We start from the raw sequence: 24,756 nt of genomic DNA, 5'->3' as shown, positions 1-24,756 counted from the left end.
CTTTTGGCTTTTTACATATTATCGTACTTTTACAAACTAATATTTTTAAGATGAGTGAACAAAGACCCGTTATAGGCATCAGCTGTGGCGATATTAATGGAATAGGATTAGAATTAATAATAAAAACGGTTAGTGATAATCGTTTGTTAGAAATATGTACACCGGTAATTTTTGCCAGCAATAAAGTATTAAACTTTTATCGCAAAGGTGTTCCTGATATTAATTTCAATTTTTCGAGTATTAAAGATTCCAGCCGTATTAATCACAAGCAAATAAACCTTTACAATTGCTGGGAAGAAGAAGTAAATATTACTCCCGGACAATTAACGGATGCAGGAGGCAAATATGCTGTACAAAGTTTACAAATTGCAGGGCAAGCTTTGAAAGAAGGTAAGATAGATGGACTAGTTACAGCTCCGATTCATAAAAAGAATACTCAATCAGCAGAGTTTAACTTCACAGGACATACTCCTTATTTAAAAAATTTATTCGGTGTACAGGATGTGGTAATGTTCATGGTAGCAGAAAACATGCGTGTGGCATTGCTGACAGAACACGTTCCTGTGAAAGAGATCACAAAATATGTTACTAAAGAAAATATTTTAAGCAAGCTGCAGATAATTAATAATTCCCTTAAAAAAGATTTTTTAATTGATAAGCCTAAAATTGCTGTGCTGGGATTAAATCCTCATGCAGGCGATGAAGGGTTGATTGGTAAAGAAGAAGAAGAAATTATTCGTCCGGCTATTAAAGACGCCAAGCAAAAAGATATCTTCTGTTTTGGTCCTTATAGTGCCGATGCATTTTTTGCACGTGGTCATCACGAAAAATTTGATGCAGTATTGGCAATGTATCACGACCAGGGTTTGATTCCTTTTAAATCATTAGCGCATGGAGAAGGCGTTAACTATACGGCTGGCTTGAATGGCATTCGTACTTCTCCGGACCATGGTGTTGCATTTGATATTGCCGGAAAAAATAAAGCAGATGAATCTTCCTTTAGAGAAGCGATCTTTAAAGCAGTTGACATTATAAAAAACCGGAAAGAGTATGAAGAGCAAAGAAGCAACCCTGTTAAAAAGGTAACGAATCGTATAGTTGCCAATGCTGTGGACGAAAAAATAACTGAAATTCCGGAATAATTCATGTTAAGCCCTAAATTATAAGTCCATGCATTAAGAGGTTTTAAAATTTTTCCTAAAACAGGCTTAAACAACTCAAATATATTATCTTTAATAATTATATAATTTGGGCTTACTATTCTGCTATTTGTCAAATTTTTGTTATGATTTCTTCAGAAATTTAAAAAAATTTTACGCTTAAACATTTTTATATATAATTGAATATCAAATATTTATAAAAATTATTCCTCATACCTACCCTAAGCGTTCCCGTTAGAAAAACTTATGCACATCTGGCAAAATTTATTTTTTTATGTGGGTGTAATTTGTAATTTAGCAACAGAATTTAATGGGTTAGTAAGTACAAAGGGTCAACTTAAATGTTGGCCCTTTTACTTTTTATTTATTTCTCTTCTTGAATATTTTTTCATCGCACAATTTAATTTCTAATTGCCTTTTTAATTAAAGATTATGTACGCTTTAATTAAAGTTTAATAGTAGCAATACCCATGAACGTAATGATTATATCCTTTCTTTTACTAAAAGAAAGGAGTAACAGAACAAGTTCATAACGATGTTGAAGAAAAACAAATGCCAGTATCAAAATAATCCAACCAAAAACAATTATTAATTTTTAATTTTCAATTTTTAATTACAGTGAATGAGTAAAACAAAAACATCCTTCTTTTGTCAGAACTGCGGATATGAAAGTGCAAAGTGGCTAGGCAAATGTCCATCATGTAATCAATGGAACACATTTGTAGAAGAAGTAACCGTAAAAGGCAGCGATAAAAAAGATGATTGGAAAGATTACGGAAGCAATGGAAAAATAAAAACCATTTCAATTAATGAGGTTACCAGCGCTGAAGAAAAAAGAATCGTAACTACTGATGTTGAATTGAATCGGGTATTAGGTGGCGGTATTGTTGCAGGCAGTATTGTATTAGTAGCCGGTGAGCCTGGCATTGGTAAATCAACATTGTTTTTGCAAGATGGACTACAGCTAAAAGACATTACTACATTATACATTAGCGGAGAAGAAAGTGAACAGCAAATTAAAATGCGTGCTGATAGAATTGGTATTCAGAATGAAAATTTTTATTTGCTTACAGAAACCAATACGCAAGCAATCTTCCAGGAAATAAAAAAATTAAAGCCGCAATTGGTGATCGTTGATTCAATCCAAACACTGCAATCATCATTTGTTGAATCAGGCGCCGGAAGTGTAAGCCAGATCCGCGAATGCGCCGGTGAGTTACAGCGTTTTGCCAAAGAAACAAACACGCCCGTTTTTATAATTGGTCATATTACTAAAGATGGAACCATTGCCGGTCCGAAAATTCTGGAGCACATGGTAGATACTGTTCTTCAATTTGAAGGTGACCGTAATTATGCTTACAGAATCTTACGAACGTTGAAAAACCGTTTTGGATCTACTGCTGAATTAGGCATTTATGAAATGACAGGCGAAGGAATGAAGCCTGTTACCAACCCAAGTGAAATATTAATTACGCAAAAAGAAGATGCACTAAGTGGAATTGCAATTGCTGCAACTATAGAAGGAATGCGCCCCTTATTGATAGAAACACAGGCATTGGTTACGCAAAGTGTTTATGGAACGCCGCAACGTACAGTTACCGGTTATGATCTGCGTCGCTTGCAGTTATTACTAGCTGTGTTGGAAAAACGTGGCGGATTTAATTTTGGAATGAAAGATGTGTTTGTAAATATTGCCGGTGGTTTAAAAGTAGAAGATCCTTCCATCGATTTAGGAATTGTAAGCGCTTTATTGAGCAGTTATGAAGATGTTCCGTTAAATCATACTATATGTTTTGCCGGCGAAGTTGGCTTAAGCGGAGAGATAAGAGCTGTGAACAGGATTGAACAGCGAATTGCTGAAGCACAAAAATTAGGTTTTACTAAAATTATATTGAGCAAGTACAATTCAAAATCTATCGGCAAATTGAAATTTGATATTGAAGTTGTTGCATTGGGCAAAGTAGAGGAATTGTACCAGTATTTGTTTTAAGTTGGATATGATACTTGATGAGTTATGTCAAAATTTATTCTGCTATCGGCATTTGTTTTAACTTTTACCGTAGCTTAATAAACATGAACTCATTTAAAACCATTCTTTCCGATACACTTCACTTATTTTATCCGCATGTATGCAATGGTTGCGGCAGCGATATTTTAGATGACACCAATTTGCTCTGTTTAAAATGCATCAACGAACTTCCTCACAGCAATTTTGCACAGCATGCAAATAACCCAATAGAAAAAATATTTTGGGGAAGAATACCTATTACTTCTGCTCATGCTGAATTTTATTTTGCAAAAGAATCATTGATACAAGCACTTATTCATCAGCTTAAATATAAAAACAATATGGAGATAGGTTTTTATTTGGGTGAGTTGATGGGCAAAAGCTTGTTAAACAGTAATCGCTTTCAAAATATAGATTATTTGATCCCGTTACCATTATATCCTGATAAAGAACGCAAGCGTGGTTATAACCAGGCAACTGTTATTTGCAATGGCATTTCTTCCGCAATGAACATTCCTGTTTTAACTAACAGGGTAATTCGCCTGCGTTTTACGGAAACGCAAACACGCAAACACAGAACAGAAAGATGGGAAAATGTAAAGGGAAGCTTTGTCGTAAAAAATGAAAGCATTTTACATAACAAAAACATCTTACTGGTAGATGATGTAATTACCACTGGTGCCACTCTCGAATCTTGCGGACAGGCAATCTTAAAAGCAGAAGGAACAACTCTTAACATTGCTACTTTAGCCTTTGCTGCAAAATAAATTCACCAATTGTATTTTGTATTATAAATTTGGAGATGATTCAAAGACATCGGAAAAATAATCGACTCACGACTCACGTCTCACGTCTCATTTTCTGCCTTTTACCTTTTTCTTTTTTTATATTATCCTCCTGCTCAAAAGATTCTTTCATCACAAGCCCTAATGCATCTTTAACTACCAGCGATACCATTATAAAATTCGACACGGTGTTTACTTCTGTTGGTTCGGTAACACAAACATTTAGAATAGCAAACAATAACGATCAAAAAATATTATTAAGCCAGGTAAAACTGATGGGGGGCAATACTTCTCCATTTACAATTAATATAAATGGTATTCCGGCTAATGAAGCCAATAATATTGAGATTGCTGCCAATGACAGCATTTATGTTTTTGTAACCGTGAACATCAATCCGGCAGCAACCAATTTGCCATTTATTGTAAATGATAGTATTCTCATAAATTATAATGGCGTTACTAAATTTGTTCAGTTACAAGCATATGGGCAAAATGCACATTTCATAAATAGCTTGCTTATTGATAAGGATACTACCTGGACAAATGATCTGCCTTATGTAATTCAAGGCTTGATATTAGTAGACAAAAATGTAACGTTGACACTTGATAAAGGCGTTCGGATCTACTCACATGCTGATGCTCCGTTTATCGTTGACGGCACTTTAATTGCCAATGGAACAGAAGACAGTAATGTAGTTTTTACAGGAGACAGGCTGGATGAAGTTTACAAAGATCTGCCGGCAAGCTGGCCGGGAGTTTATTTCCGCTCTACAGGCGTAAACAGCGCATTAACACATACCGTTATAAAAAATGCATACCAGGCCTTGGTGATTGATAGCGCTTCTAACAATTCCAATCCAAAACTAACCTTGCATCAATGCATAATTGACAATGCTTATGATGTAGGCTTATATGGATATAACAGTTTTATAAATGCTGATAATTGTCTGATCAGTAATTGTGGCAGCAATGTATCATTGAATAACGGAGGTAATTACACGTTCACCAACTGCACTATTGCAACGTTTGGCAATAGTTATATTACGCATAAAAATCCTGTATTGCAGGCAAGTGATAATGACGAAACTGCTTCTACAATTAACACCTTAACAGCCAGTTTTACCAACTGTATTATTTGGGGTGATTATGGAAGTGTAGATGATGAAGTAGTTGTAAACAAACAAAGCGGCAGCAGTATAGTAACGCTTAATCATTCATTATATAAAGCAAAAAGCAACCTAACGAATATCAATTTCGATACTTCTATTCCAAATGCTGATCCAAAGTTTGACAGCATTAATGTAAATAGAAGAATATTCGATTTTCATATTACTAAAAGGCAATCGCCGGCCGTTGATGCAGGCACTCCTACTTCATTTACTTTAGACCTGGATGATAAGTCCAGAGTTGTTAATAATTTAACTGACATAGGCTGTTACGAAAAACAATAATTTATTATGATAAAGTTTCTATTAGCAGGCGCAATTCTATTATCCTGCGCAGCAAAAAACAATAATACTGCAGCAATGCAAACCACAGCACCAACAAAAGATACTTCCATCTATGATTTTAAAGTAGAAGGCTTAACGGGCGATACTATCGACTTTGCAAAATTCAAAGGCAAAAAAATAATGATCGTGAACACTGCATCACTTTGCGGTAATACACCTCAGTACGCCGATTTGGAAAAATTATATGAGCAGTATAAAGGCAAATTGGTTATTGTAGGCTTTCCGGCAAATAACTTTCATGAGCAGGAACCCGGCACCAATGCGGAAATAAAAGAATTCTGTACAAAAAATTACGGCGTTAGTTTTCCAATGGCAGCAAAGGTTTCGGTTAAGGGCGATGATATTGCCCCTATCTATCAATACCTAATTGCCAAAGCAAATCAAAAAGGTTTTGATGATCCTATTAAATGGAATTTCACAAAATTTTTGTTAGACGAAAATGGAAATCTTATCACTGTTATCTTTCATAAAACAAGTGTGTTAAGCGAGGAAGTGATCAATAAGCTTTAGACGTGAGGCGTCAGACGTGAAAGAAATGCAGACACTTTGATTTTCACGTTTCACTTTTCACGATTGACGAATTCTTAATCTCATGCAATTCAAAGACGTAATAGGTCAGACACATATAAAAGAAAAGTTGGTGCAGATGGTTCAACACAATCGTTTGAGCCATGCATTATTGTTTTTAGGAAAAGAAGGAAGCGGTGGATTATCGTTAGCCATGGCTTTTGCGCAATATGTTGTTTGCGAAAAAGTAAATGGAAAATCTACTCCTCAAGAAGCTGGACCATCACTATTTGAAGAGGAGCCTACATCTTCAACTCCCCACTCACAAGTTCAAACTGACAGCTGTGGCGTTTGTCCTTCCTGCATCAAAGCACAAAAGCTAATTCATCCCGATATTCATTTTTCTTATCCTGTCATCACAAAAAAATCAGGAGAAAAACCCGTTAGCACTGATTTTATAACCGAGTGGAGGGAATTTGCCTCCCTATATACTTATGGCAATGTATATGATTGGCTGCAATCCATCAACGCAGAAAATAAGCAAGGAAATATAACTGCAGCAGAATGCAACGAGATCATCCGAAAGCTTAATTTAAAAAGTTTTGAAAGCGAGTATAAAACATTGATCATGTGGATGCCCGAGTTTTTGGGCAAGGAAGGAAATAAATTATTAAAGCTGATTGAAGAGCCACCGCCTAATACATTATTCATTTTTGTGGCTGAAAACGAAAGTGAAATTTTACAAACCATTTTATCAAGAACACAATTAGTAAAAATAACTCCGCTTTCTAATTTAGAAGTAGAAGCTGCATTGGAATTAAGGTCTGGAGCCAACATAGAAAAAGCTCACCAGGTAGCAGCACTTGCCGAGGGAAATTACAGAGAAGCCTTGCAATTATTGCAACATGCCGAAGCCGATTGGCACAGTTTATTACGGGAATGGCTAAACGCCATTTTAAAAACCGGTCCGGCAGCTCAGGTTAAATGGATAGAAGAGATCAGTAAACAAGGGCGTGAAAATCAAAAACAATTCTTAAAATATTTTACGCACCTACTGGAACAAGCGGTAAGAGCCAGAAGTTTCCAGTCGATTAGCGAAAATCAAGGTCCGGAGCTCGATTTTGCCCAAAGGCTCAACAAACTATGCAGTATCCCGCAGCAGGAAGCCATCATTAACGAACTCGACAAAGCCAGTTATTATATAGAGCGCAATGCCAACTCCAAAATGCTGTTTCATGCGCTTTCCATCAAGCTTTATCATATTATTAGCAACAATTCGTTAATTTTGGTCAATTGAGGAAGAAGTGATTTTGAATTTGCGGCGTTGCGATTGAACCGGTGCGATTATTTTTATTGAGCAATCTTTTTAGCTATACTCATCATCGTTGTGTCACTCACTTATACGGCATACCAATATTTATCTTTAATTGCCATATAATATGATACAAGAGTGTCTAGCCTAAGGCAAGATCAATGAAGCTTAATAACGATCTTTTGCTTGGTTCATAAAAACTCTCCTCAAATAATTTTTGTCTCACAGAGACACAGAGTACACAGATAAAATCTGTTTACACAATTATCAATTTTAAATTATTAATTACTAATTATCATGGGTTGTGGAAGTTGCGGAAGCGGTGGTTGTAAAAATAATGGTGCCTGCAGTAGCGGCGGCTGCAATCGTATGAACGTGTACGATTGGCTGGCAAATTTACCTTTCAGCGATCCCGAAAGCGGATGTCGTATTGTAGAAGTAAGTTTTAATAACGGAAGTCGCAAAGATTATTTCAGAAACAATACCAATTACTTTTTCGAAAAAGGTGATTGGATTGCGGTGGAAGGTGTAAGTGGTTTTGATGTAGGAATGGTAAACTTAACCGGCGAGTTGGTACGCTTACAATTAAAGAAGCACGAGATAAAAGAAAACGACCAGGATATAAAAAAGATCTTGCGCCGTGCCAATGATGCTGACTTAAGCAAATTAAAAGAAACAAAAGCAAGAGAAAAAGATGTGTTGATTCGCAGTCGGGCTATAGCCAAGCAACTGAATTTAGATATGAAAATGGCGGAAGTGGAAATTCAGGCGGATGGCAGAAAAGCAACCTTCTTTTATATTGCTGATGACAGAGTTGATTTTAGAGAGCTAATAAAAATATATGCCGGCGAATTTAAAGTAAAGGTAGAAATGAAGCAGATCGGCGCCCGCCAGGAAGCAGGAAAGGTAGGCGGCATCGGCAGTTGCGGCAGAGAGCTTTGTTGCAGCAGCTGGCTCACCGATTTTAAAAGTGTAAATACCAACGCAGCACGTTATCAAAATTTAAGTATCAATCAAGCCAAGTTAAGCGGTCAATGTGGTCGCTTAAAATGTTGCCTGAATTATGAATTGGATACTTATTTAGATGCATTGCAACATTTTCCTGATAACTGCGAAACAATAGAGATTGCAAGAGGCAGAGCATTTTTAGTAAAGAAAGATATTTTTAGAAACCTGATGTGGTTTGGCATGTCTGACAGCACTAAGCAATACCCGCTTACCATTGAAAGAGTTCGCAAAATAAAATCGCTGAACATGCAAGGCATTAAGCCGGAAGAATTAGAAGCGGTGGAAGTTGTAAGCAATAAACCAAAAGAAGTAGAACCGGAATTTGTAGACGTTGTGGGGCATATCAGTTTACGTAGCTTAGAAAAGAACAGTCGCAAGAGAAGGGAAAAAGAACGCAACGATAGAAACCCGAATCAACACCGCAGAGATAACAATCATCCGCAAGGGCAAAATCCAAACAGAGGTCCTCAACAACGCAGGGATAATAATCAACAAGGCAGGCCACAACACCCTCAGCAAAGAAATCAGCAACCAAGAAATCCGCAGCAGGGGCAAAATCCAAATAGAGGTCCTCAACAACGTAGAGATAATAATCAACCACGACAGGATAATCGTCCTCCAAAACAAGAAAGTTAATTTTCTTCATGTCAATCACTGTAAATAATCTTACTAAAATTTACGGCGAACAAAAAGCCGTAAACAATATTTCATTCAGTGTAAGCAAAGGTGAAATTGTTGGTTTCCTTGGACCAAACGGTGCAGGTAAATCAACCACCATGAAAATTATTACAGGATACCTGGAAGCATCTTCCGGGAATGCAACAGTATGCGGCGAAAACGTAGACTCTTCCTCACTTTCCACAAAAAAGAAAATTGGTTATTTACCGGAATCTAATGCGCTGTATTACGATATGTATGTAAGAGAGTATTTAGATTTTTTATGTGGCGTGCATAACATTGAAAACAGGAAACCGGAAATAGAAAATGTAATTGCAACGGTTGGATTAACCAGGGAAGCCAATAAAAAGATCGGTCAACTAAGTAAAGGATATAAGCAACGTGTTGGATTAGCCGCCGCATTAATTCACAACCCGGAAGTGTTGATATTAGATGAACCTACCAGTGGATTAGATCCTAATCAAATCATAGAAATAAGAGAAGTAATAAAAAAGCTCGGACAAAGTAAGACGGTACTTTTCTCCTCTCACATATTACAGGAAGTAGAAGCCATTTGCGACAGAGTTATCATTATCAATAAAGGAGAAATTGTTGCAGATGATAAGCTAAGTAATCTTCAAAAGAATAATAATTCAACACAAACGGTAATCGTTCAATTTAAAGAAACGATAGATCCAACATTGCTAAGTAATTTACAAGATGTGATCAATGTTGAGAAGCAAGAGAACAATTGGAAACTAAATACTGCCAATCCTGATAATGTAAAAAAACAATTATTAGAGTTAAGTATTAAAAACAACCTCAATATTGTTTCTTTAACCAACAGTAATAATAACCTGGAAAATATTTTCCGCAGCCTTACCAACTAAGTTTTTCATAGAAATTTATTCCGCCAAATACGCACTGTATGCGGGTTTTTTGTTTCTTTGCACACAGTAAGAAATTTCCCAATTCCTGGGCAGCTAACTTTCTTCATTGATTAAACAATAACCAAATAAAAATTTAAACCAAGCAAATCATGAGCTACATAGCCAGCATTCATGCAAGACAAATTCTAGACAGTCGCGGTAACCCCACCGTTGAAGTTGATGTATTAACAGAAAACGAACACTTAGGTCGTGCAGCCGTTCCAAGCGGTGCCAGCACCGGTATTCACGAAGCAGTTGAATTGCGTGACGGCAACAAAAAAATCTACCAGGGTAAAGGTGTGTTGAAAGCAGTAAAAAATGTAAATACAATCATCGCTGATAATTTATTAGGTTGGGATGTTGCTGATCAAACCGGTATTGACGCCGCCATGATCGCTTTAGACGGAACTGCTAACAAAGGCAAATTAGGTGCTAATGCATTATTAGCGGTAAGTATGGCGGTTGCAAAAGCAGCAGCGTTGGAAGCAAATCTTCCTTTATATCGTTACATCGGCGGTACGAATGCTAAAACATTGCCTATCCCGATGATGAACATTTTGAATGGTGGTGCGCATGCCGATAATAAAATCGATTTCCAGGAATTTATGGTAATGCCTGTTGGCGCTTCGTCTTTTAGCGAAGGTTTGCAATGGGGCGTTGATATTTTCCATGCATTAAAAAGTGTATTAAAGAAAAAAGGCTTCAGCACTAACGTAGGTGACGAAGGTGGTTTTGCTCCAAACATCCAAAGTAATGAAGAAGCTATTGAAACAGTATTAACGGCAATCCAGGCAGCAGGCTTTAAAACAGGCAGTCAAATTATGATTGCTATGGATGCAGCTAACAGCGAGTTGTGGGATGCTAAAAAGAAGAAATATGTTTTCCATAAAAGTTCAGGTAAAGAATTAAGCAGCGACCAGTTGGTTAAATTCTGGGAAAGCTGGGCTAAGCAATATCCAATCTGCAGCATTGAAGATGGTATGGCAGAGGATGATTGGGCTGGTTGGAAAAACTTAACGGACACTATCGGTAAAAAAGTCCAATTAGTGGGTGATGATCTTTTTGTTACAAACGTTACCCGTTTAGAAAGAGGTATTAAAGAAGATACTGCCAACGGTTTGCTGGTTAAAGTAAATCAAATTGGTACTATTACTGAAACTATTAATGCGGTTAGCATGGCTCAAAACAATGGTTACAACACCATCATGAGTCATAGAAGTGGTGAAACAGAAGATACTACGATCGCTGACTTAGCTGTTGCCTTAAATTGCGGACAAATTAAAACCGGTTCTGCATCACGTACTGATCGCATGGCTAAATACAACCAGCTGATCCGCATTGAAGAAATGTTAGGCGAAAGCGGAATTTATCCAAAAGGAAAGATTAAATTTGGTAAGTAATTATAGTTTGGGTTTTAAGTTCTTATAATAATGATTTTGATACGGCTGTAGTTTTTTCATAGCCACAGCGTTGTGAACTTGTTCTGTTATCCATTTCTTTTAGTAAAAGAAATAAGAGAATCATTTTGTTCATCGGCATACATCATGGCATCATTATTTATGTTTTGCTCACAGCACTTAAAACCCAAATTTTTACTAACTCAAAAATATACACGTTGAAACTTCTTAACTCAATACCATCTTGGTTAAAAAATAAGTACTTGCTAACAGGTACTTTTTTTGTTGTATGGATGTTCTTCTTTGATCCGAATGACATCAAATCTGACATGGGTCATAGAGCAAGGTTAGGCGAATTAAAAAAGAATGAACTGCATCTTAATCAGCTTATAACTGATACTAAAAAAGAGCTGGATCAGTTAAAAACCAATGCTCAAACCATTGAGAAATATGCACGGGAAAAATATATGATGAAAAAAGATAATGAAGACCTGTTTGTAGTACAAGCTAAATAATATACAAAAGTTTCCTGAAACGCAATATTACGGGTAATGGTGCGTTTATAGATGTGGATATGGATAATAAATTTTTAAACAAGCAATTAAATTTGCCTATGCACAGCTTTAATTTAGAGGATTTAGTGCAGTTTGCGTACAACGAGGCTTCTACTGAAAAAACCATTGCTATCAGGAAAGCACTGGAATCAGATTGGGAACTTCGTGAAAAATACGAGGTAATTATCTCGGCTCAAAAACGCTTAGACACACTGAATCTTTTCTCACCACGCAAAAAATCAGTAGATAAAATTGTTGATTACGCTGAAAAAGCAACAAGAGAACTTACAACAGAATCTTAATTAAACAATTTTAAATTAATTTTAGTGCCGCCCAAAGCGGCACTTTTTTTATGACGAGAAAAGAAAGGTATCAAGACTTCATCAACTATTTTTTAAAGCATTCTCCCGACGCAGAAACAGAATTATTGTATGATACCCCCTTTGAATTATTGGTTGCTGTAATTCTTTCAGCACAATGCACCGATAAAAGAGTGAATCTTACCACTCCTTCCATTTTTGAAAAATATCCAGATTCAAAGGCGATGAGTAAAGCTACTTTTGATGAACTTTTTCCATTGATAAAAAGTATCTCTTATCCCAATAATAAAACCAAACATTTGATCGGCATGGCAAAAATGTTGGAGGAGGATTTTTCCGGCAACGTTCCCATGAAAGTTGATGAGTTAATTAAGCTACCGGGAGTAGGAAGAAAAACCGCAAACGTTATCACTTCTGTGATTGACAAGCAACCGAATATGGCAGTAGATACGCATGTTTTTAGGGTAAGTGCAAGAATTGGTTTAACTATTAATGCAAAAACACCAAAAGCAGCAGAAGAACAATTAGTTAAGTACATCGAAAAACAATATATTTACAAAGCGCATCATTGGCTGATTTTGCATGGTCGATATATCTGTACTGCTCGAAATCCCAAATGCAACGAATGCGGTTTACGAAGAATCTGTAAGTTTTATAATAATATTACACAGGAGTGAAATATTATTGAAGAATAATCGTTTTATTTGCAGAACTTCCCTTATCATCACTTGCTGACCATAACACCTTATATAAAAAGGAAACTTGTGCATGACCAGAACTAGAACCAGGGCTATTATATACCTCTTGACTCCAATTTTTTTACTACTGTTTACGGTAGAAAAGTCGGCTGCCCAATATTACTACTACGACAATAACTATTATGATAATAAAGTAACCTTTGAGCTAGGCGCTTCTGTGGCAGCTATGAACTGTTTAACAGACATAGGTGGTAACCAGGGTATTGGTAAGCCATTCGTAAAAGATCTTAATTACGGAAACACCAAACTTGGAGGAAGTGTTTATTTCAGTGCCACTTATAAATATGCGGTGGGGTTACGGTTAGAAGCTACTTTTGGACAAATCGGAGCTTATGATAGTATTCTAAAAAATGTAGCCTCTACAACTGAAGGCCGTTACGAGAGAAATTTAAGCTTTAGAAGTAATATCTCAGAAATTGCTTTAATAGCAGAGTTTCACCCCTTATTTATTTTTGTTGATTGGGAAAGTAAGGATAAACAACCTCCTACCTTTTCACCTTATATAATGGGTGGAATTGGACTATTCTCATTTAATCCTCAAGCTTTATTAAATGGAAGATGGGTTGATCTGCAACCTTTGCATACAGAGGGTGAAGGATGGGTTGCAGGCCGTAATGAGTACAAATTGCAGCAAATGAACATTCCGGTTGGTATAGGTTTTAGATATGAAGTAAACAGCTTATTAAATGTAAGAGCAGAATGTTTGGTTAGAATTTTAAATACAGATTATTTAGATGACGTAAGTACAAGATATATTCCAACGGCATTATTTTATCAGCATTTACAAGGGCAACAATTAACAGATGCATTGCTTTTGAACAACCGAAATTTAAACATTAATCCTAAATACATTTCCCGCCCTGGTAGTTTAAGAGGTAAATACTACAACAATGATTCTTATTTTACCTTCAATTTAAAACTAGGATTAATAATGGGTAGAGAAAAAGTTAGGTAATAGAAAAAATACATAAATAAAAATTCCGAAGCATGCTTCGGAATTTTTATTTATGTCAAGATAATTTGTTTTTATTTATCTTATTTTATGAATGTATTCATTATTTAAGAATTGTTTCTTCACATCCTTTAGGTCACGAAGAATACTTGCATCAACCAGGTTATTATTTGTTTCCAAAATAAAACCACCAATCAAATTAGGATTAACAGTAGCTTCTAATTCTACTGTACCAATGCCCGGCATTGTACTTACCTTTTGTACAATTGACTGCTTTACATCATCGCTGATAGCCACTGCTGTAGTTAGTTTTACCAAATGAATATTTTTGATCTCATTATATTGATCGATAAATGCCGAAGCAATTTCAAGAAGGTTTGATTCCCGGTTCTTTGTTACCAATAAATGAATAAAAGCCGATGTAAGCGCATCCGTTTTTTCTTCGGTAACGGCAGCTATGATTTTCGCTTTTTTATCTGCCAGAATGATTGGGCTGCGCAACATGCTCACAAATTCGGGGCTAATACCACAAATGGATTTCAACATTTTCATATCGTTGAAAACCGCTTCCAGCTTGTTTTGCTCGATTGAAAGATCAATCAAGCTTTTTGCGTATCGTGATGCTAACCGTGGATTATCCATTTTATTATCTTACTATGCTGACAATGCTGTGCAATTCACATTCACCCAGCAATTAATTTAATTTTACTTCTTCTGCCAATTGTTTAATGTAGTTTTCCTGTTCTGTCTTATTGCTTAACTCACGCCTTAAAACCTTTTCACTTACTTCAACTACTAAATTTCCAACTTGATTTTTTAAATCATTGATGGCAGCCATTTTTTGCTGATTGATCACCACCTGTGCATCGTTAATTATTTTAGATGCTTGTGATTTTGCTTCTTCTTTTGCTTCGTTAATTATTTTATCTTTTGTTTCTTTTGCCTCTTTTAATAATTGTGCTCTTTCTTCACGTGCTTTGATCAATAAAGCTTCGTTGTCATTTTTCAATTGCGCCATTTCCAACTTTACTTTTTCTGCTGATGCAATCGCATCTGCAATCCCCTGCTCTCTTTCACCAATAGCTTTCATTATTGGCTTCCAGGCAAACTTGCCTAACACAAACAATAAAATCAAAAAGGAAATAGTACTCCAAAATACCAAACCGATATCAGGTAATACTAAAGGATTTATTTCTAACAACATATCTTATAATTGAAAATTGAAAATATCAAAATTTAAAAATTACAGGCTCTCCGCCCTGTGCTTTAAGCCTGTAAAAAGTTGGTGGATTAACCATTACCCAATAGGGCAACTACCACAGCAAACAGAGCAACCGCTTCTACGAAAGCCGCAGCTACGATCATGTTTGCACGAATGTCATTAGCCGCTTCCGGTTGACGAGCAATACCTTCTACTGCTCCTTTACCGATCAAACCAATACCGATACCTGCGCCAATTGCAGCTAAACCAGCACCAATCGCAGCAACACTACCTACAATTCCTGCCATTTTTTTGTGTTTTTAATTGTTATAAAAAAAGAGTTTATTAATCTTCTGTTTCGTTGTAATGCGGATCATGATCACCATGATGATGATGCTCTTCAATTGCCATACCGATATACATTGCCGCCAACATGGTAAAAATGAATGCCTGTAAAAAAGCAACCAATAATTCTATCATGCTGATGAAAATTGAAAAAGGTACTGCAATGGTAGATGCAGCAACACTTTTGAATATGAAGATCAAACAAATTAAGCTTAATACGAGAATATGACCCGCTGTAATGTTCGCAAACAACCGAATCATTAATGAGATAGGTTTTGTAAACACTCCTAATAATTCAATCGGTGCCAAAAATATTTTCATTGCGATGGGCATACCCGGCATCCAGAAAATATGTCCCCAATAAGATTTATTACCATTGATATTTACCAGGATAAACGTACAAACAGCCAATGTCATGGTAAAAGCAATGTTACCACTTACGTTAGCACCACCCGGAAAGAACGGAACCAGTCCCAACATGTTATTGATCCAGATAAGGAAAAATACCGTTAATAAAAACGGAGTGTATTTAGCGTAATGATGACCAATATTCGGCTTTGCTATATCGTCCCTTACAAACAAGATCAATGGTTCCATAAAAGACTGAAATCCTTTTGGCGCAGATGATACCCCTGTTTTTTTATAGGCCTTGGCTACACTTAAAAATATGATAAGTAATAAAGTAACCGTAATTAATAAAGATGCTACATTTTTAGTGATGGAAAAGTCCCACACTTTTTTTGAAGCTGCCACATCAACAGTTCCATCTTCACCCACAACTTTAATTTTACCACCTACCAATTTATAATTGTAATTCGCCTGATAAGCTATTGGTTCATGGTGTTCGTCCAATAATTTTGAAGAAGAAAAGAATTCCAGTCCTTTATCAGTATAAAGAATAATTGGCAATGAAACAGAAGTGTGTCCCCATAAATGCCAGCTATGCGCATCTTTAATGTGCTCTAAAATGGTTTCAGTAACGTTGAATTTGCCTTCTTCAGGCTTTGCATTTTCTGCAGTAGCATGTTGTTCTGCAGCAGCAGGTTCTTGCGCAAGCGAAATATTCGAAAAAAGTAATATAACTGCGCTGAAACCCGCTACCAGTAATGCTTTTATGCTTTTTAACGACATGTACTACCTTAAATTTTGCGCAAAGATAAGGAAGCATAGGGTAAAAAGCGAAAAGAAAGGAAATATTTAAGCCCTGAAAAGGGTTTTTTATGAAAATCAAGCTTCAGATTGTTCCAGTTGTTTTTCAAACTGCATTTTATGCAACTGGTAATAATACCCTTGCTTTTGAAGTAATTCTATGTGCGTGCCTATTTCTTTTATTTCACCTTTGTCCAATACAATGATTTTAGTTGCTTTACGAATTGTACTTAAGCGATGCGCAATAATAATAGAAGTTCTTCCGGCAATTAATTTGTCAATGGCTCTTTGAATCAAGTGTTCGCTTTCTGTATCGATAGAAGAAGTAGCTTCATCCAATATTAATATGGATGGATCAAATAATAAAGCCCGAACAAAAGATAATAACTGTCGTTGTCCTAAAGAAAGTGTAGCACCACGCTCCATTACATTATAATCATAATCTCCTGGCAGGCGCATAATAAAATCATGAATGCCGATAAGTTTTGCAGCTTCTATTACTTGTTCTTTTGAAATAGCATTATTACGAAGTGTAACATTATCCCGTATAGAAGCACTGAACAAAAAAACATCCTGTAATACCACTGCTATTTTACTACGCAGATGAAACAAATCATAATCTTCAATATTATGATCATCCACTTTTATTTCACCCTTCTGAATATGGTACAACCGGTTTATCAAACTGATAATAGATGTTTTACCGCTTCCCGTATGTCCAACAATTGCTAAGGTTTCTCCTTTATTTATTGTGAAAGAGATATCTTTTAATACGTAATGATTTTCATTATAGGCAAACCAAACATTTTTAAATTCTATATTACCTGAAACATGTTCGGGAATAAACTTGCCTTCATTAACAGCACTATCGGGATTATCCAATACTTTAAATACACGTTCGCTTGCGATCATTCCCATTTGCAGCGTATTAAATTTATCGGCAATTACACGTAACGGACGAAACAATAAATTCAAACATAAAATAAAGGAAGTTACTATGCCTGCTATTTCTACTGCTTTATCATCGGTTACATAAATAGATTGTTTAGCAGCCCACCAAACCAATAAGCCCGATGAAAATGCCAATATTAATTCTACTATGGGATAAAACAACGAATATGCCATTATGGAACGGATGTTGGCGTTGCGATGTTCTTTATTGATCGCATCAAATTTTTTAGCTTCTCTTTCTTCTGCTGCAAAAGCCTGTACTACGCTTATGCCTGTAATATGCTCCTGTACAAACGCATTTAATGCTGCTACCGCATTGCGCACACGCATAAAAGATTTGTTTACACTTTCTTTAAAATAATAAGTTACTATGATCAATATTGGAAAAGGAGCAATACAAACCAATGTTAGTTTCCAGTCAACAAAAAACATATACAATAATACAGCCACAATAGAAAGCAGATCCGCAACAATGGGAATTAATCCATCACTGAAAATATCATTGATCGCTTCGATATCATTTATTGTACGTGTAGTTAAAGTACCGATGGGTGTTTTGTCGTATTGCGAAAGGTTGAGATGAAGTATTTTATTATAGGTAGCAACACGCATATCTTTTACAACGCTTTGTCCTAATGCGGATGTATAAAAGGAGAATACAAAACGACAGGCAGACTCTATCAAAAGTATTACAATTTGAATGATCGTAATACCGATGATCACTTGTGAAGGGCTATGCAAAAAACCAACCGCATGTGCTTTTAATCCCTTATTTAATGTTAGTTGAATAAGCCATGGACGGATGGGAGAAAGTACAGCCAAAAAAACAGCTAAAAAAATTGACCAGTAAAATTTGCCTTTGTAGGGAGTGACAAAAACCAATAAACGGCGAAGCAATGATGTATCTACTACTTTTTTTCTTTTTCCAGTTTGCTCGCTCATAGTACAAAGTTACGTGTTGATGAATATTCAACATTTCGCTTTAATAAAAGTTCAATATTGATATGCAGTACAAGAGAGTGACACAAGAATGATGAATAATGATCAGGTGTTAGTCACAAAACTACTCTCCTTCCATCTTTTTGTTATAAGCTTTTATAAATATGGCGCCGAGATTTTTATAAGGAGGCACATAGTCGTCCCAGCTTTCACGCACTTCCTTATTGGGGTCAGTAGAAAAAAGCTTGGTCAGGTTCGTCCACATATCCTGCCAGTACAAAGTTTTTCCCGTGATGAATGTTTGATTCAGGTAATTTAATATCGGGCGGTTAATATCGCCTTTGCCTATTTCTTTAGTAGAAATGATATGTGCATCGGGACAGATCTCTAGTATTTGTTTTAAATTTTTATAGCCACCGCAGCTGCCTAGTACGATCACTTTTGCATTGGCGGGCATTCTGTCTATAGTACGCGGCAACCAATAACTGTGACCACGGTGAATTACAACCGTTGGATACAGATCGTTTCTTGTGAGATACCTGCTCAAATGTATTTGCGCCGAGTCATCTAAATTGTCATCTGTTTCTAATGGCCGATTAGCGAATATCCAAACCTTTTTACCCCTTAATGATTTAATAGTTGCCCATTCTTTTTCCATTGTTATCCGCCAATCGTTTGGAGAAAACGAAGCAATGAAATTTTTGAAATTTGTTTTGCCATCATCATCACCAAAAAAGAAAACCTGTTGAATTACCCTGTCACTATCATCCACTAAATATTTATGATCAACGGAATAAATAGAAGGGATACCGATCTCTTTTGTAAGATCGATCTTACTGTCATTTGCTGATAAGAAAATTGTTTTTAGCAACCCGTAAATAACTTTTCCCCTGTTACTGTTTTCTTCAATACTGCGATCTTCGTTAGCAATAACATTTTGTAAGATATTATTTAATAAAGTTTTATTCTTGATGCTGCTATAGCTATCTGCTACATCTACTGCATCTTCCAGGCTGCTTGATTTGTCAAGGTTATCAACAAAAGCTTTCATCAATATCTCTGAATTACGAGATGGCATCAATCGTAAAAAAGTATCCAGGTGATTGAAGTTGGCAGCCATCTTTATAAACTTCTTAAAATAATCCATATTTACGCTCATCAACAAATAATCGGTACGTGGGCGGTCTCCCATCCTTTGCAGCATACGGGCAAAACTGTGTTTATAGCTTGAGGTATAAATATCATTTTCACCCATTACGATCATGTAATAAATATCTTCGGCAGACAACGGATTCAGTGCTCGCATACGAATATCCAAATTCGTTTCTTCATGCAAATTATTAATGGGCGTAATAAAATGTTCTAGCGCTTTACGTTGCAGCATATCCCGTAAGCCATTCGGTCCAAACATAGCGATCGGTGTGTCGCCGCTTGCCAGGCGCATACTGTATTTTATTTCTGTTTTTACCAGCAGCTTATAATAACCAACACTATCATAACCCCGCTCATCTGTGCCAACATATTTTTTTATGCTATCAATGGATTGGCTACCCTTTAAGATATTATCTAAGAAAGGAAAGTATAACAATGCTCTTGGTGTTTTGCTTAACAGTGCAATTTGTTTTACTACAGGATCATTACTTCGATGGATCAATTTGCCTTCAGGAGAATAAGCTGCCTGGGCATAAGAATATAATTGCACAGGATCACGCAAAGCGGCTGCAGCTAACAAGCTATCTGCAAAAGGTTCATTTGCATACTGTCCTATTTGCGATAACGTTTTTTCTGGATACAATGCGCAAAATTTCAGAAATAACGCTTTCCTGGCATCGCCGTATCCTTTATTTGCTTTAAATATTTCTGAAAGAATCTTTCCTGCTTCATAATGAAGATTAGTAAAAAAAGGTGCTATGCTTTGGTCATTGATATTTGCTTTACACATTTTTTCAAAACCATTCACAAGTTCAGGAGCCAATGTTGGATTTAACTGCCTTGATCGCCATCCTGCCCTATACTCTCTCACCATTTGTTCAATAAACCGGAGATAAGTAACTTTTTGCTGGTTGGTATTAATGCCGGTATCGGCTTCTATAAAATCCTGCAATTCATCAACCTTTCTAATAACTGCATCAGTAATTTGCAGGTTGATCTCATCATTGGCGGTTGCCCTGATCATTCCGTCCTGCTTGCCATCGGCTGCATCACATTGCTTTTGTTCTTTATCTATTAATTCGTGAAAGTAAGCTCGTGTGATAGGATATTTTGACGTATCTTTTACGGTATTATCAAATGCAAACGCACTTATAAATACAAAGAATAATATTAACGTGGAAATAAGTTTTTTCATAAATCAGCACCGTATGTCAGATAAGTTAAAGAGGCTCAATGCAAATATCGTTGATTATCGCTAGTAATCAAACATCTTGTTATTTGTTGGTTAACAATTTGATAATACAGATTAGCGTCAGTACTGACGTTTGGCTTACTATGATAGTTTAATTTTGCGTATACAATTGGCTTATGAGTAAAAAAATTTTAATTGCAGATGATGAAGCCGATATCCTCGAAATCATTCAATTTAACCTGCAAGCAGAAGGGTACGAAGTATTTACCGCAAAGAATGGAGATGAAGCAATTGAACTGGCAAAAATGCATCAGCCGGATCTGATCATCTTAGACATTATGATGCCGGGCAAAAACGGCATTGAGGTTTGTAATATCCTTCGCCTTCAACCTGCATTCAAAGACACATTAATTGTTTTCCTTACAGCATTAAGCGATGAGGGCACTGAAATACGGGGATTGGAAACCGGCGCAGATGACTATTTGACCAAACCGATAAGTCCAAAAGTTTTGGTTAGTAAGGTAAATGCTTTGTTCAGAAGAGTCTCTAATAAAAAGGGTACAAACGGGCATCAATCAGAAACTGTTACACTTTTGCAAATAGGTGATCTGCAGATAGACCGTGAAAAATATTTGGTGAATCTTCACAACAACGAAATAATATTAGCAAGAAAAGAATTTGAATTGCTGGCATTACTTGCATCCCGCCCGGGAAAGGTTTTTTTACGCAATGAAATATTGAACCAGGTTTGGGGTACCGAAGTAATTGTTGGCGATCGAACTATTGATGTGCACATTCGAAAGATCCGCCAAAAATTAAACATGGATTGTATCACCACCGTTAAAGGTGTTGGTTATAAATTTGAAATGTAGCATCTGATTCCTTAAGGGAATTATTATATTTTGCTTTTATCTTGTAACAAGCATTTGGCCTCAACCCACCATAGTTGTGTCACTCTCTTGTACTGAATATCTTTATTGAACACTGACCCTATATTGCTTTTTTCTACTTATCCCTCATTCATAACTCTGATTTTTCATTCATAAATTTTTACGTACTTTGGATGAGATGCTCCCAACTAAGAATTTTTCGCCGCAACAATTATCTGCATTAACAGCATTTTGTTTATCTGCGCCAATTGCTGCAGCACTATATTATTTTAAGCCTGTCTGGTGGATTGCGTTGATTACATTGCTGGTGGTATTTTTAGGAAGCTTTGCACTGATATTATTCATGGTGCAACGTTTCATCTATCGTAAAATAAAACTCATCTATAAGCTTATTTATCAAACAAAGGCAAGTAAACGGGAAGAGTTTTATTATAAAAATATCTTACCGCAAAAAAGCATTGATGAAGTTAGAGAAGACGTAGAGAAATGGGCAGAGCAACGAAAAGCAGAGATCGAATTATTAAAAAAGAATGAGGCCTTCCGTAAAGAGTTTTTACAAAATCTCTCGCATGAATTAAAGACTCCCATATTTGCCATACAAGGTTATGTCGATACCTTATTAAATGGTGCTCTGGAAAAACCTGAAGTAAATCGTAAATTTTTAAGCAGCACGTCCCGCAATATAGATCGGCTGGTAAACCTGTTAAATGACCTGGATGAAATTTCTAAATTAGAAAGCGGTGAACAATTACTATACAAAGAAAACTTTATTATCCAGGACCTGATAAAAGAAGTGTATGAAACATTATCAATAAAAGCAGAAGAAAACAGCATTCGCTTAATTATTAAAAAAGGATGCGAAGTGCCTTTAAGCGTTTTCGCAGATAAAGAAAAAATACGCCAGGTACTTATCAATCTTGTAGAGAATGCCATTAAATACGGGAAAAAAAATGGCACAATTGAGGCAAGTGTATATAAAATCGACGGCAAGCTTATTTTAATTGAAATCGGCGATGATGGCGCCGGTATTGCAGAAGAGCACTTGAAAAGGATATTCGAACGCTTTTACAGAACAGACCAGGCAAGAAGCAGAAAAATCGGTGGCAGCGGGTTAGGCTTAGCTATCTGTAAACATATTATTGAAGCTCACGGACAAACTATTCACGTTCGTAGTTCGTTAGATGTTGGTTCCACATTTGGTTTTACGTTAGAGAGCAAAAAGGATTAATCCGATATATATTTACTTAATTCATTCTTAATCTGATCTTTTAAATATTCATCTGAAGTTTGTTCAGAAAATTTTTTAAGCGCTGCTATAATTTCATCTTTTTTTATTCCTTCCTTCATAAATCTAAATAAAAGATCAATTGCTTTGTATTGAGTCCAATCGTATACGCCAAAGGCAATAGGATATATTATCGGTATCGCCTTCTCGTTGTAATTGTATAAGATCTCAAAAATAGAATTTTGACATACTTCCATCCACACTCCCAAAATCCCATATTTAGATAACGGCTGTTGCAGGTCTTCCGGCACTGGCGGGTTATTATGAAAATAATCTTTCAGCTTGATCGCTTTATCAAATTCTATAGTTTGTGCAACTTCTTTTGCACGACTACTAAAGAGCTCTTTATTTTCAAATGCACTTGCTACATAAATAATGTTCTTTTCTTCTTTTGTTATTGCCCGATTTTGTTTTTGTTTTTTAGGCGCATAATAATTTTTATCAGCATCTAGTTTCTTTCTTTTAAAATAGATAAGAAAACCAACTAAAAGAGGAATTCCAAAAAAGTAAAGAACCAAAAATACTTTCATCTTAACCGGCATACGTCATCTTGAATTTTTACACATTCATTTATTGGTAAATTACTAATTCCATTTTAATAGTATTCTTTTATTTGCAATCAGCGTTTGCATGAAGAGTAATAAAGAGCATTATAGTCATGAACAACGATAACGAATAAACGCAGTAGTGCCGAAAAAAATTGAATAAAAAAAGGGTAGAATAGAAATTCCACCCGATGCACAAAGAGAAAATTTACCTGCCCAACAAATAATTTACTAACCCTTATTTGTTTGTCTTATCAAATGTATATGCCTCATGTTATGCCTGCATGAATGCTGCGTTATGAAATATTTACCAAATGAATTTACATTTTGGTAACCTTATATTCACAATTAATAAATATGAGTGAAGGAACTTTGCATGCAAACTATATCGCTTCCCTTGGAAAAAAGAAAAATAGATGTAGCGGTTATCTCTGATGTTCACTTAGGCACTTATGGATGCCGTGCAAGTGAAGTGTCCCGTTACCTCTCCACCATCGATCCATCCATTTTAGTTTTAAACGGCGACATTATCGACATCTGGCAGTTCAGTAAGAAATACTGGCCGGCAGGGCATATGCAGGTGATAAAGCAAATTACGAGTATGCTTAGCCGTGGGGTTAAAGTATATTACGTTACCGGCAATCACGATGAAATGTTGCGTCGTTTTGAAAACTTTTCTATTGGCGATTTTCATATTGTAAACAAGCTGATCATTCATCATAATAACAATAAACGCAGTTGGATATTTCATGGAGATGTGTTTGATGTTACGATGAAATACAGTAAATGGTTAGCGAAGCTGGGTGCTGTTGGCTACGATACATTGATAATGATAAATACATTCATCAATTACATCAGCAAAAAAATGGGAAGAGGAAAAATCTCTCTCTCCAAAAAAATAAAAAACTCTGTAAAAAGCGCCGTAAAATATATCAACAGCTTTGAAAATACTGCTGCTGAAATAGCTATTGAAAAAGGATATGACTATGTTATCTGCGGTCACATCCATCAACCGTGCGATCGTAAGATTGTTACACCAAAAGGCAGCGTACAATATTTAAATTCCGGCGACTGGATCGAAAATTTGACTGCATTGGAATATGCAGATGATAACTGGAGTGTATATCAATATCAGCAAGACAACCAGGTAAAAGAATTGAATGATTCTTATTATATGGATGAAGCCGCTTATTTACGTACTGCCGAGTTATTTAAAATGATGATGCAGGATTTTGAATTAGCATCTTAA

23 protein-coding genes are annotated in these 24,756 nt (G+C 36.0%); 16 read left to right on the top strand and 7 right to left on the bottom strand.

The annotated features are described in order from the left end of the window. The first annotated feature begins 50 nt into the window (after positions 1 to 50). The 13 genes from pdxA (at position 51) to K9M53_RS01475 (ending at position 13,861) form a co-directional block, all read left to right on the top strand. A complete protein-coding gene (gene pdxA, locus K9M53_RS01535) occupies positions 51 to 1,142 on the top strand; it encodes a 4-hydroxythreonine-4-phosphate dehydrogenase PdxA (protein WP_224017308.1) in 1,092 nt (363 codons plus the stop codon). A gap of 640 nt (positions 1,143 to 1,782) precedes the next feature. Beyond that, positions 1,783 to 3,150 (top strand): DNA repair protein RadA, encoded by a 1,368-nt coding sequence (gene radA / locus K9M53_RS01530; RefSeq protein ID WP_224017307.1) that lies wholly within the window; start codon positions 1,783 to 1,785, stop codon positions 3,148 to 3,150. Positions 3,151 to 3,233: 83 nt separating this feature from the next. Beyond that, on the top strand, positions 3,234 to 3,935 hold the full coding sequence (locus K9M53_RS01525) for a ComF family protein (RefSeq protein ID WP_224017305.1): 702 nt from the start codon (positions 3,234 to 3,236) through the stop codon (positions 3,933 to 3,935). Positions 3,936 to 3,970: 35 nt separating this feature from the next. Further along, positions 3,971 to 5,404, top strand: coding sequence for a choice-of-anchor Q domain-containing protein (locus tag K9M53_RS01520; protein ID WP_224017303.1), 1,434 nt, complete (start codon positions 3,971 to 3,973; stop codon positions 5,402 to 5,404). Between the two features lie 6 nt (positions 5,405 to 5,410). Next, entirely contained in the window at positions 5,411 to 5,974 is a 564-nt protein-coding gene (locus K9M53_RS01515) for a glutathione peroxidase (RefSeq protein ID WP_224017301.1), read from the top strand. An 82-nt stretch (positions 5,975 to 6,056) separates the two neighbouring features. Then, on the top strand, positions 6,057 to 7,268 hold the full coding sequence (locus K9M53_RS01510) for a DNA polymerase III subunit (RefSeq protein WP_224017299.1): 1,212 nt from the start codon (positions 6,057 to 6,059) through the stop codon (positions 7,266 to 7,268). A 312-nt stretch (positions 7,269 to 7,580) separates the two neighbouring features. Next, positions 7,581 to 8,927, top strand: a complete 1,347-nt coding sequence (gene ricT / locus K9M53_RS01505) for a PSP1 domain-containing protein (RefSeq protein WP_224017297.1) — start codon at positions 7,581 to 7,583, stop codon at positions 8,925 to 8,927. A gap of 8 nt (positions 8,928 to 8,935) precedes the next feature. Beyond that, positions 8,936 to 9,838: a gliding motility-associated ABC transporter ATP-binding subunit GldA gene (gldA, locus tag K9M53_RS01500; protein ID WP_224017296.1), complete on the top strand. Its 903-nt coding sequence runs from the start codon at positions 8,936 to 8,938 to the stop codon at positions 9,836 to 9,838. Between the two features lie 149 nt (positions 9,839 to 9,987). After that, a complete protein-coding gene (gene eno, locus K9M53_RS01495) occupies positions 9,988 to 11,277 on the top strand; it encodes a phosphopyruvate hydratase (RefSeq protein WP_224017294.1) in 1,290 nt (429 codons plus the stop codon). Positions 11,278 to 11,492: 215 nt separating this feature from the next. Next, entirely contained in the window at positions 11,493 to 11,789 is a 297-nt protein-coding gene (locus tag K9M53_RS01490) for an FtsB family cell division protein (protein ID WP_224017293.1), read from the top strand. 59 nt (positions 11,790 to 11,848) lie between these two features. Then, a complete protein-coding gene (locus K9M53_RS01485) occupies positions 11,849 to 12,130 on the top strand; it encodes a hypothetical protein (RefSeq protein ID WP_224017292.1) in 282 nt (93 codons plus the stop codon). 50 nt (positions 12,131 to 12,180) lie between these two features. Further along, positions 12,181 to 12,825: an endonuclease III gene (gene nth / locus K9M53_RS01480; protein WP_224017291.1), complete on the top strand. Its 645-nt coding sequence runs from the start codon at positions 12,181 to 12,183 to the stop codon at positions 12,823 to 12,825. A gap of 91 nt (positions 12,826 to 12,916) precedes the next feature. Continuing rightward, a complete protein-coding gene (locus K9M53_RS01475; RefSeq protein WP_224017290.1) occupies positions 12,917 to 13,861 on the top strand; it encodes a DUF6089 family protein in 945 nt (314 codons plus the stop codon). 75 nt (positions 13,862 to 13,936) lie between these two features. Here the strand turns inward: K9M53_RS01475 and atpH are convergent, their stop codons facing one another. The 6 genes from atpH to K9M53_RS01445 form a co-directional block, all read right to left on the bottom strand. Then, positions 13,937 to 14,500 carry an ATP synthase F1 subunit delta gene (atpH, locus tag K9M53_RS01470; protein ID WP_224017289.1) on the bottom strand — a complete coding sequence of 188 codons (564 nt, stop codon included), beginning with the start codon at positions 14,498 to 14,500 and terminating at the stop codon, positions 13,937 to 13,939. Positions 14,501 to 14,552: 52 nt separating this feature from the next. Further along, positions 14,553 to 15,062 carry a F0F1 ATP synthase subunit B gene (gene atpF / locus K9M53_RS01465; RefSeq protein ID WP_224017288.1) on the bottom strand — a complete coding sequence of 170 codons (510 nt, stop codon included), beginning with the start codon at positions 15,060 to 15,062 and terminating at the stop codon, positions 14,553 to 14,555. 86 nt (positions 15,063 to 15,148) lie between these two features. Next, positions 15,149 to 15,367, bottom strand: coding sequence for an ATP synthase F0 subunit C (atpE, locus tag K9M53_RS01460; RefSeq protein WP_224017287.1), 219 nt, complete (start codon positions 15,365 to 15,367; stop codon positions 15,149 to 15,151). Between the two features lie 37 nt (positions 15,368 to 15,404). Beyond that, the gene (gene atpB, locus K9M53_RS01455; protein WP_224017286.1) at positions 15,405 to 16,535 is read right to left on the bottom strand and encodes a F0F1 ATP synthase subunit A; all 1,131 of its coding nucleotides are present in this window, start codon (positions 16,533 to 16,535) and stop codon (positions 15,405 to 15,407) included. A 96-nt stretch (positions 16,536 to 16,631) separates the two neighbouring features. Further along, on the bottom strand, positions 16,632 to 18,446 hold the full coding sequence (locus tag K9M53_RS01450; RefSeq protein WP_224017285.1) for an ABC transporter ATP-binding protein: 1,815 nt from the start codon (positions 18,444 to 18,446) through the stop codon (positions 16,632 to 16,634). Positions 18,447 to 18,567: 121 nt separating this feature from the next. After that, positions 18,568 to 20,790, bottom strand: coding sequence for a hypothetical protein (locus K9M53_RS01445; RefSeq protein WP_224017284.1), 2,223 nt, complete (start codon positions 20,788 to 20,790; stop codon positions 18,568 to 18,570). 173 nt (positions 20,791 to 20,963) lie between these two features. Between K9M53_RS01445 and K9M53_RS01440 the strand changes: the two genes are divergently transcribed. Beyond that, complete coding sequence (locus K9M53_RS01440; protein ID WP_224017283.1) at positions 20,964 to 21,659, top strand: response regulator; 696 nt, start codon at positions 20,964 to 20,966, stop codon at positions 21,657 to 21,659. Positions 21,660 to 21,855: 196 nt separating this feature from the next. Further along, on the top strand, positions 21,856 to 22,905 hold the full coding sequence (locus K9M53_RS01435; RefSeq protein WP_224017282.1) for a sensor histidine kinase: 1,050 nt from the start codon (positions 21,856 to 21,858) through the stop codon (positions 22,903 to 22,905). Here K9M53_RS01435 and K9M53_RS01430 read toward each other — a convergent pair. Then, positions 22,902 to 23,492, bottom strand: coding sequence for a hypothetical protein (locus K9M53_RS01430; protein WP_224017281.1), 591 nt, complete (start codon positions 23,490 to 23,492; stop codon positions 22,902 to 22,904). The two genes, K9M53_RS01435 and K9M53_RS01430, sit on opposite strands and share 4 nt — an antisense overlap. A 412-nt stretch (positions 23,493 to 23,904) precedes the next feature. On the opposite strand from K9M53_RS01430, the gene K9M53_RS01425 reads away from it, so the two are divergent. After that, positions 23,905 to 24,756, top strand: a complete 852-nt coding sequence (locus K9M53_RS01425; protein ID WP_224017280.1) for a UDP-2,3-diacylglucosamine diphosphatase — start codon at positions 23,905 to 23,907, stop codon at positions 24,754 to 24,756.

The organism is Ferruginibacter albus, assembly GCF_020042285.1.
In the GTDB taxonomy this organism is placed as follows: domain Bacteria; phylum Bacteroidota; class Bacteroidia; order Chitinophagales; family Chitinophagaceae; genus Ferruginibacter; species Ferruginibacter albus.
Note: the sequence above shows the minus strand (reverse complement) of the source record. Positions and strands in the feature narration are given on the sequence as shown.

Coding starts and splice junctions, on each gene's coding strand:
- ricT (WP_224017297.1), top strand. CDS start 7,581: ATGGGTTGTGGAAGTTGCGGAAGCGGTGGTTGTAAAAATAATGGTGCC.
- radA (WP_224017307.1), top strand. CDS start 1,783: ATGAGTAAAACAAAAACATCCTTCTTTTGTCAGAACTGCGGATATGAA.
- atpH (WP_224017289.1), bottom strand. CDS start 14,500: ATGGATAATCCACGGTTAGCATCACGATACGCAAAAAGCTTGATTGAT.
- K9M53_RS01485 (WP_224017292.1), top strand. CDS start 11,849: ATGGATAATAAATTTTTAAACAAGCAATTAAATTTGCCTATGCACAGC.
- K9M53_RS01475 (WP_224017290.1), top strand. CDS start 12,917: ATGACCAGAACTAGAACCAGGGCTATTATATACCTCTTGACTCCAATT.
- K9M53_RS01445 (WP_224017284.1), bottom strand. CDS start 20,790: ATGAAAAAACTTATTTCCACGTTAATATTATTCTTTGTATTTATAAGT.
- K9M53_RS01440 (WP_224017283.1), top strand. CDS start 20,964: ATGAGTAAAAAAATTTTAATTGCAGATGATGAAGCCGATATCCTCGAA.
- K9M53_RS01430 (WP_224017281.1), bottom strand. CDS start 23,492: ATGAAAGTATTTTTGGTTCTTTACTTTTTTGGAATTCCTCTTTTAGTT.
- K9M53_RS01450 (WP_224017285.1), bottom strand. CDS start 18,446: ATGAGCGAGCAAACTGGAAAAAGAAAAAAAGTAGTAGATACATCATTG.
- atpF (WP_224017288.1), bottom strand. CDS start 15,062: ATGTTGTTAGAAATAAATCCTTTAGTATTACCTGATATCGGTTTGGTA.
- atpE (WP_224017287.1), bottom strand. CDS start 15,367: ATGGCAGGAATTGTAGGTAGTGTTGCTGCGATTGGTGCTGGTTTAGCT.
- K9M53_RS01515 (WP_224017301.1), top strand. CDS start 5,411: ATGATAAAGTTTCTATTAGCAGGCGCAATTCTATTATCCTGCGCAGCA.
- eno (WP_224017294.1), top strand. CDS start 9,988: ATGAGCTACATAGCCAGCATTCATGCAAGACAAATTCTAGACAGTCGC.
- nth (WP_224017291.1), top strand. CDS start 12,181: ATGACGAGAAAAGAAAGGTATCAAGACTTCATCAACTATTTTTTAAAG.
- K9M53_RS01525 (WP_224017305.1), top strand. CDS start 3,234: ATGAACTCATTTAAAACCATTCTTTCCGATACACTTCACTTATTTTAT.
- K9M53_RS01520 (WP_224017303.1), top strand. CDS start 3,971: ATGATTCAAAGACATCGGAAAAATAATCGACTCACGACTCACGTCTCA.
- K9M53_RS01510 (WP_224017299.1), top strand. CDS start 6,057: ATGCAATTCAAAGACGTAATAGGTCAGACACATATAAAAGAAAAGTTG.
- gldA (WP_224017296.1), top strand. CDS start 8,936: ATGTCAATCACTGTAAATAATCTTACTAAAATTTACGGCGAACAAAAA.
- K9M53_RS01435 (WP_224017282.1), top strand. CDS start 21,856: ATGCTCCCAACTAAGAATTTTTCGCCGCAACAATTATCTGCATTAACA.
- atpB (WP_224017286.1), bottom strand. CDS start 16,535: ATGTCGTTAAAAAGCATAAAAGCATTACTGGTAGCGGGTTTCAGCGCA.
- pdxA (WP_224017308.1), top strand. CDS start 51: ATGAGTGAACAAAGACCCGTTATAGGCATCAGCTGTGGCGATATTAAT.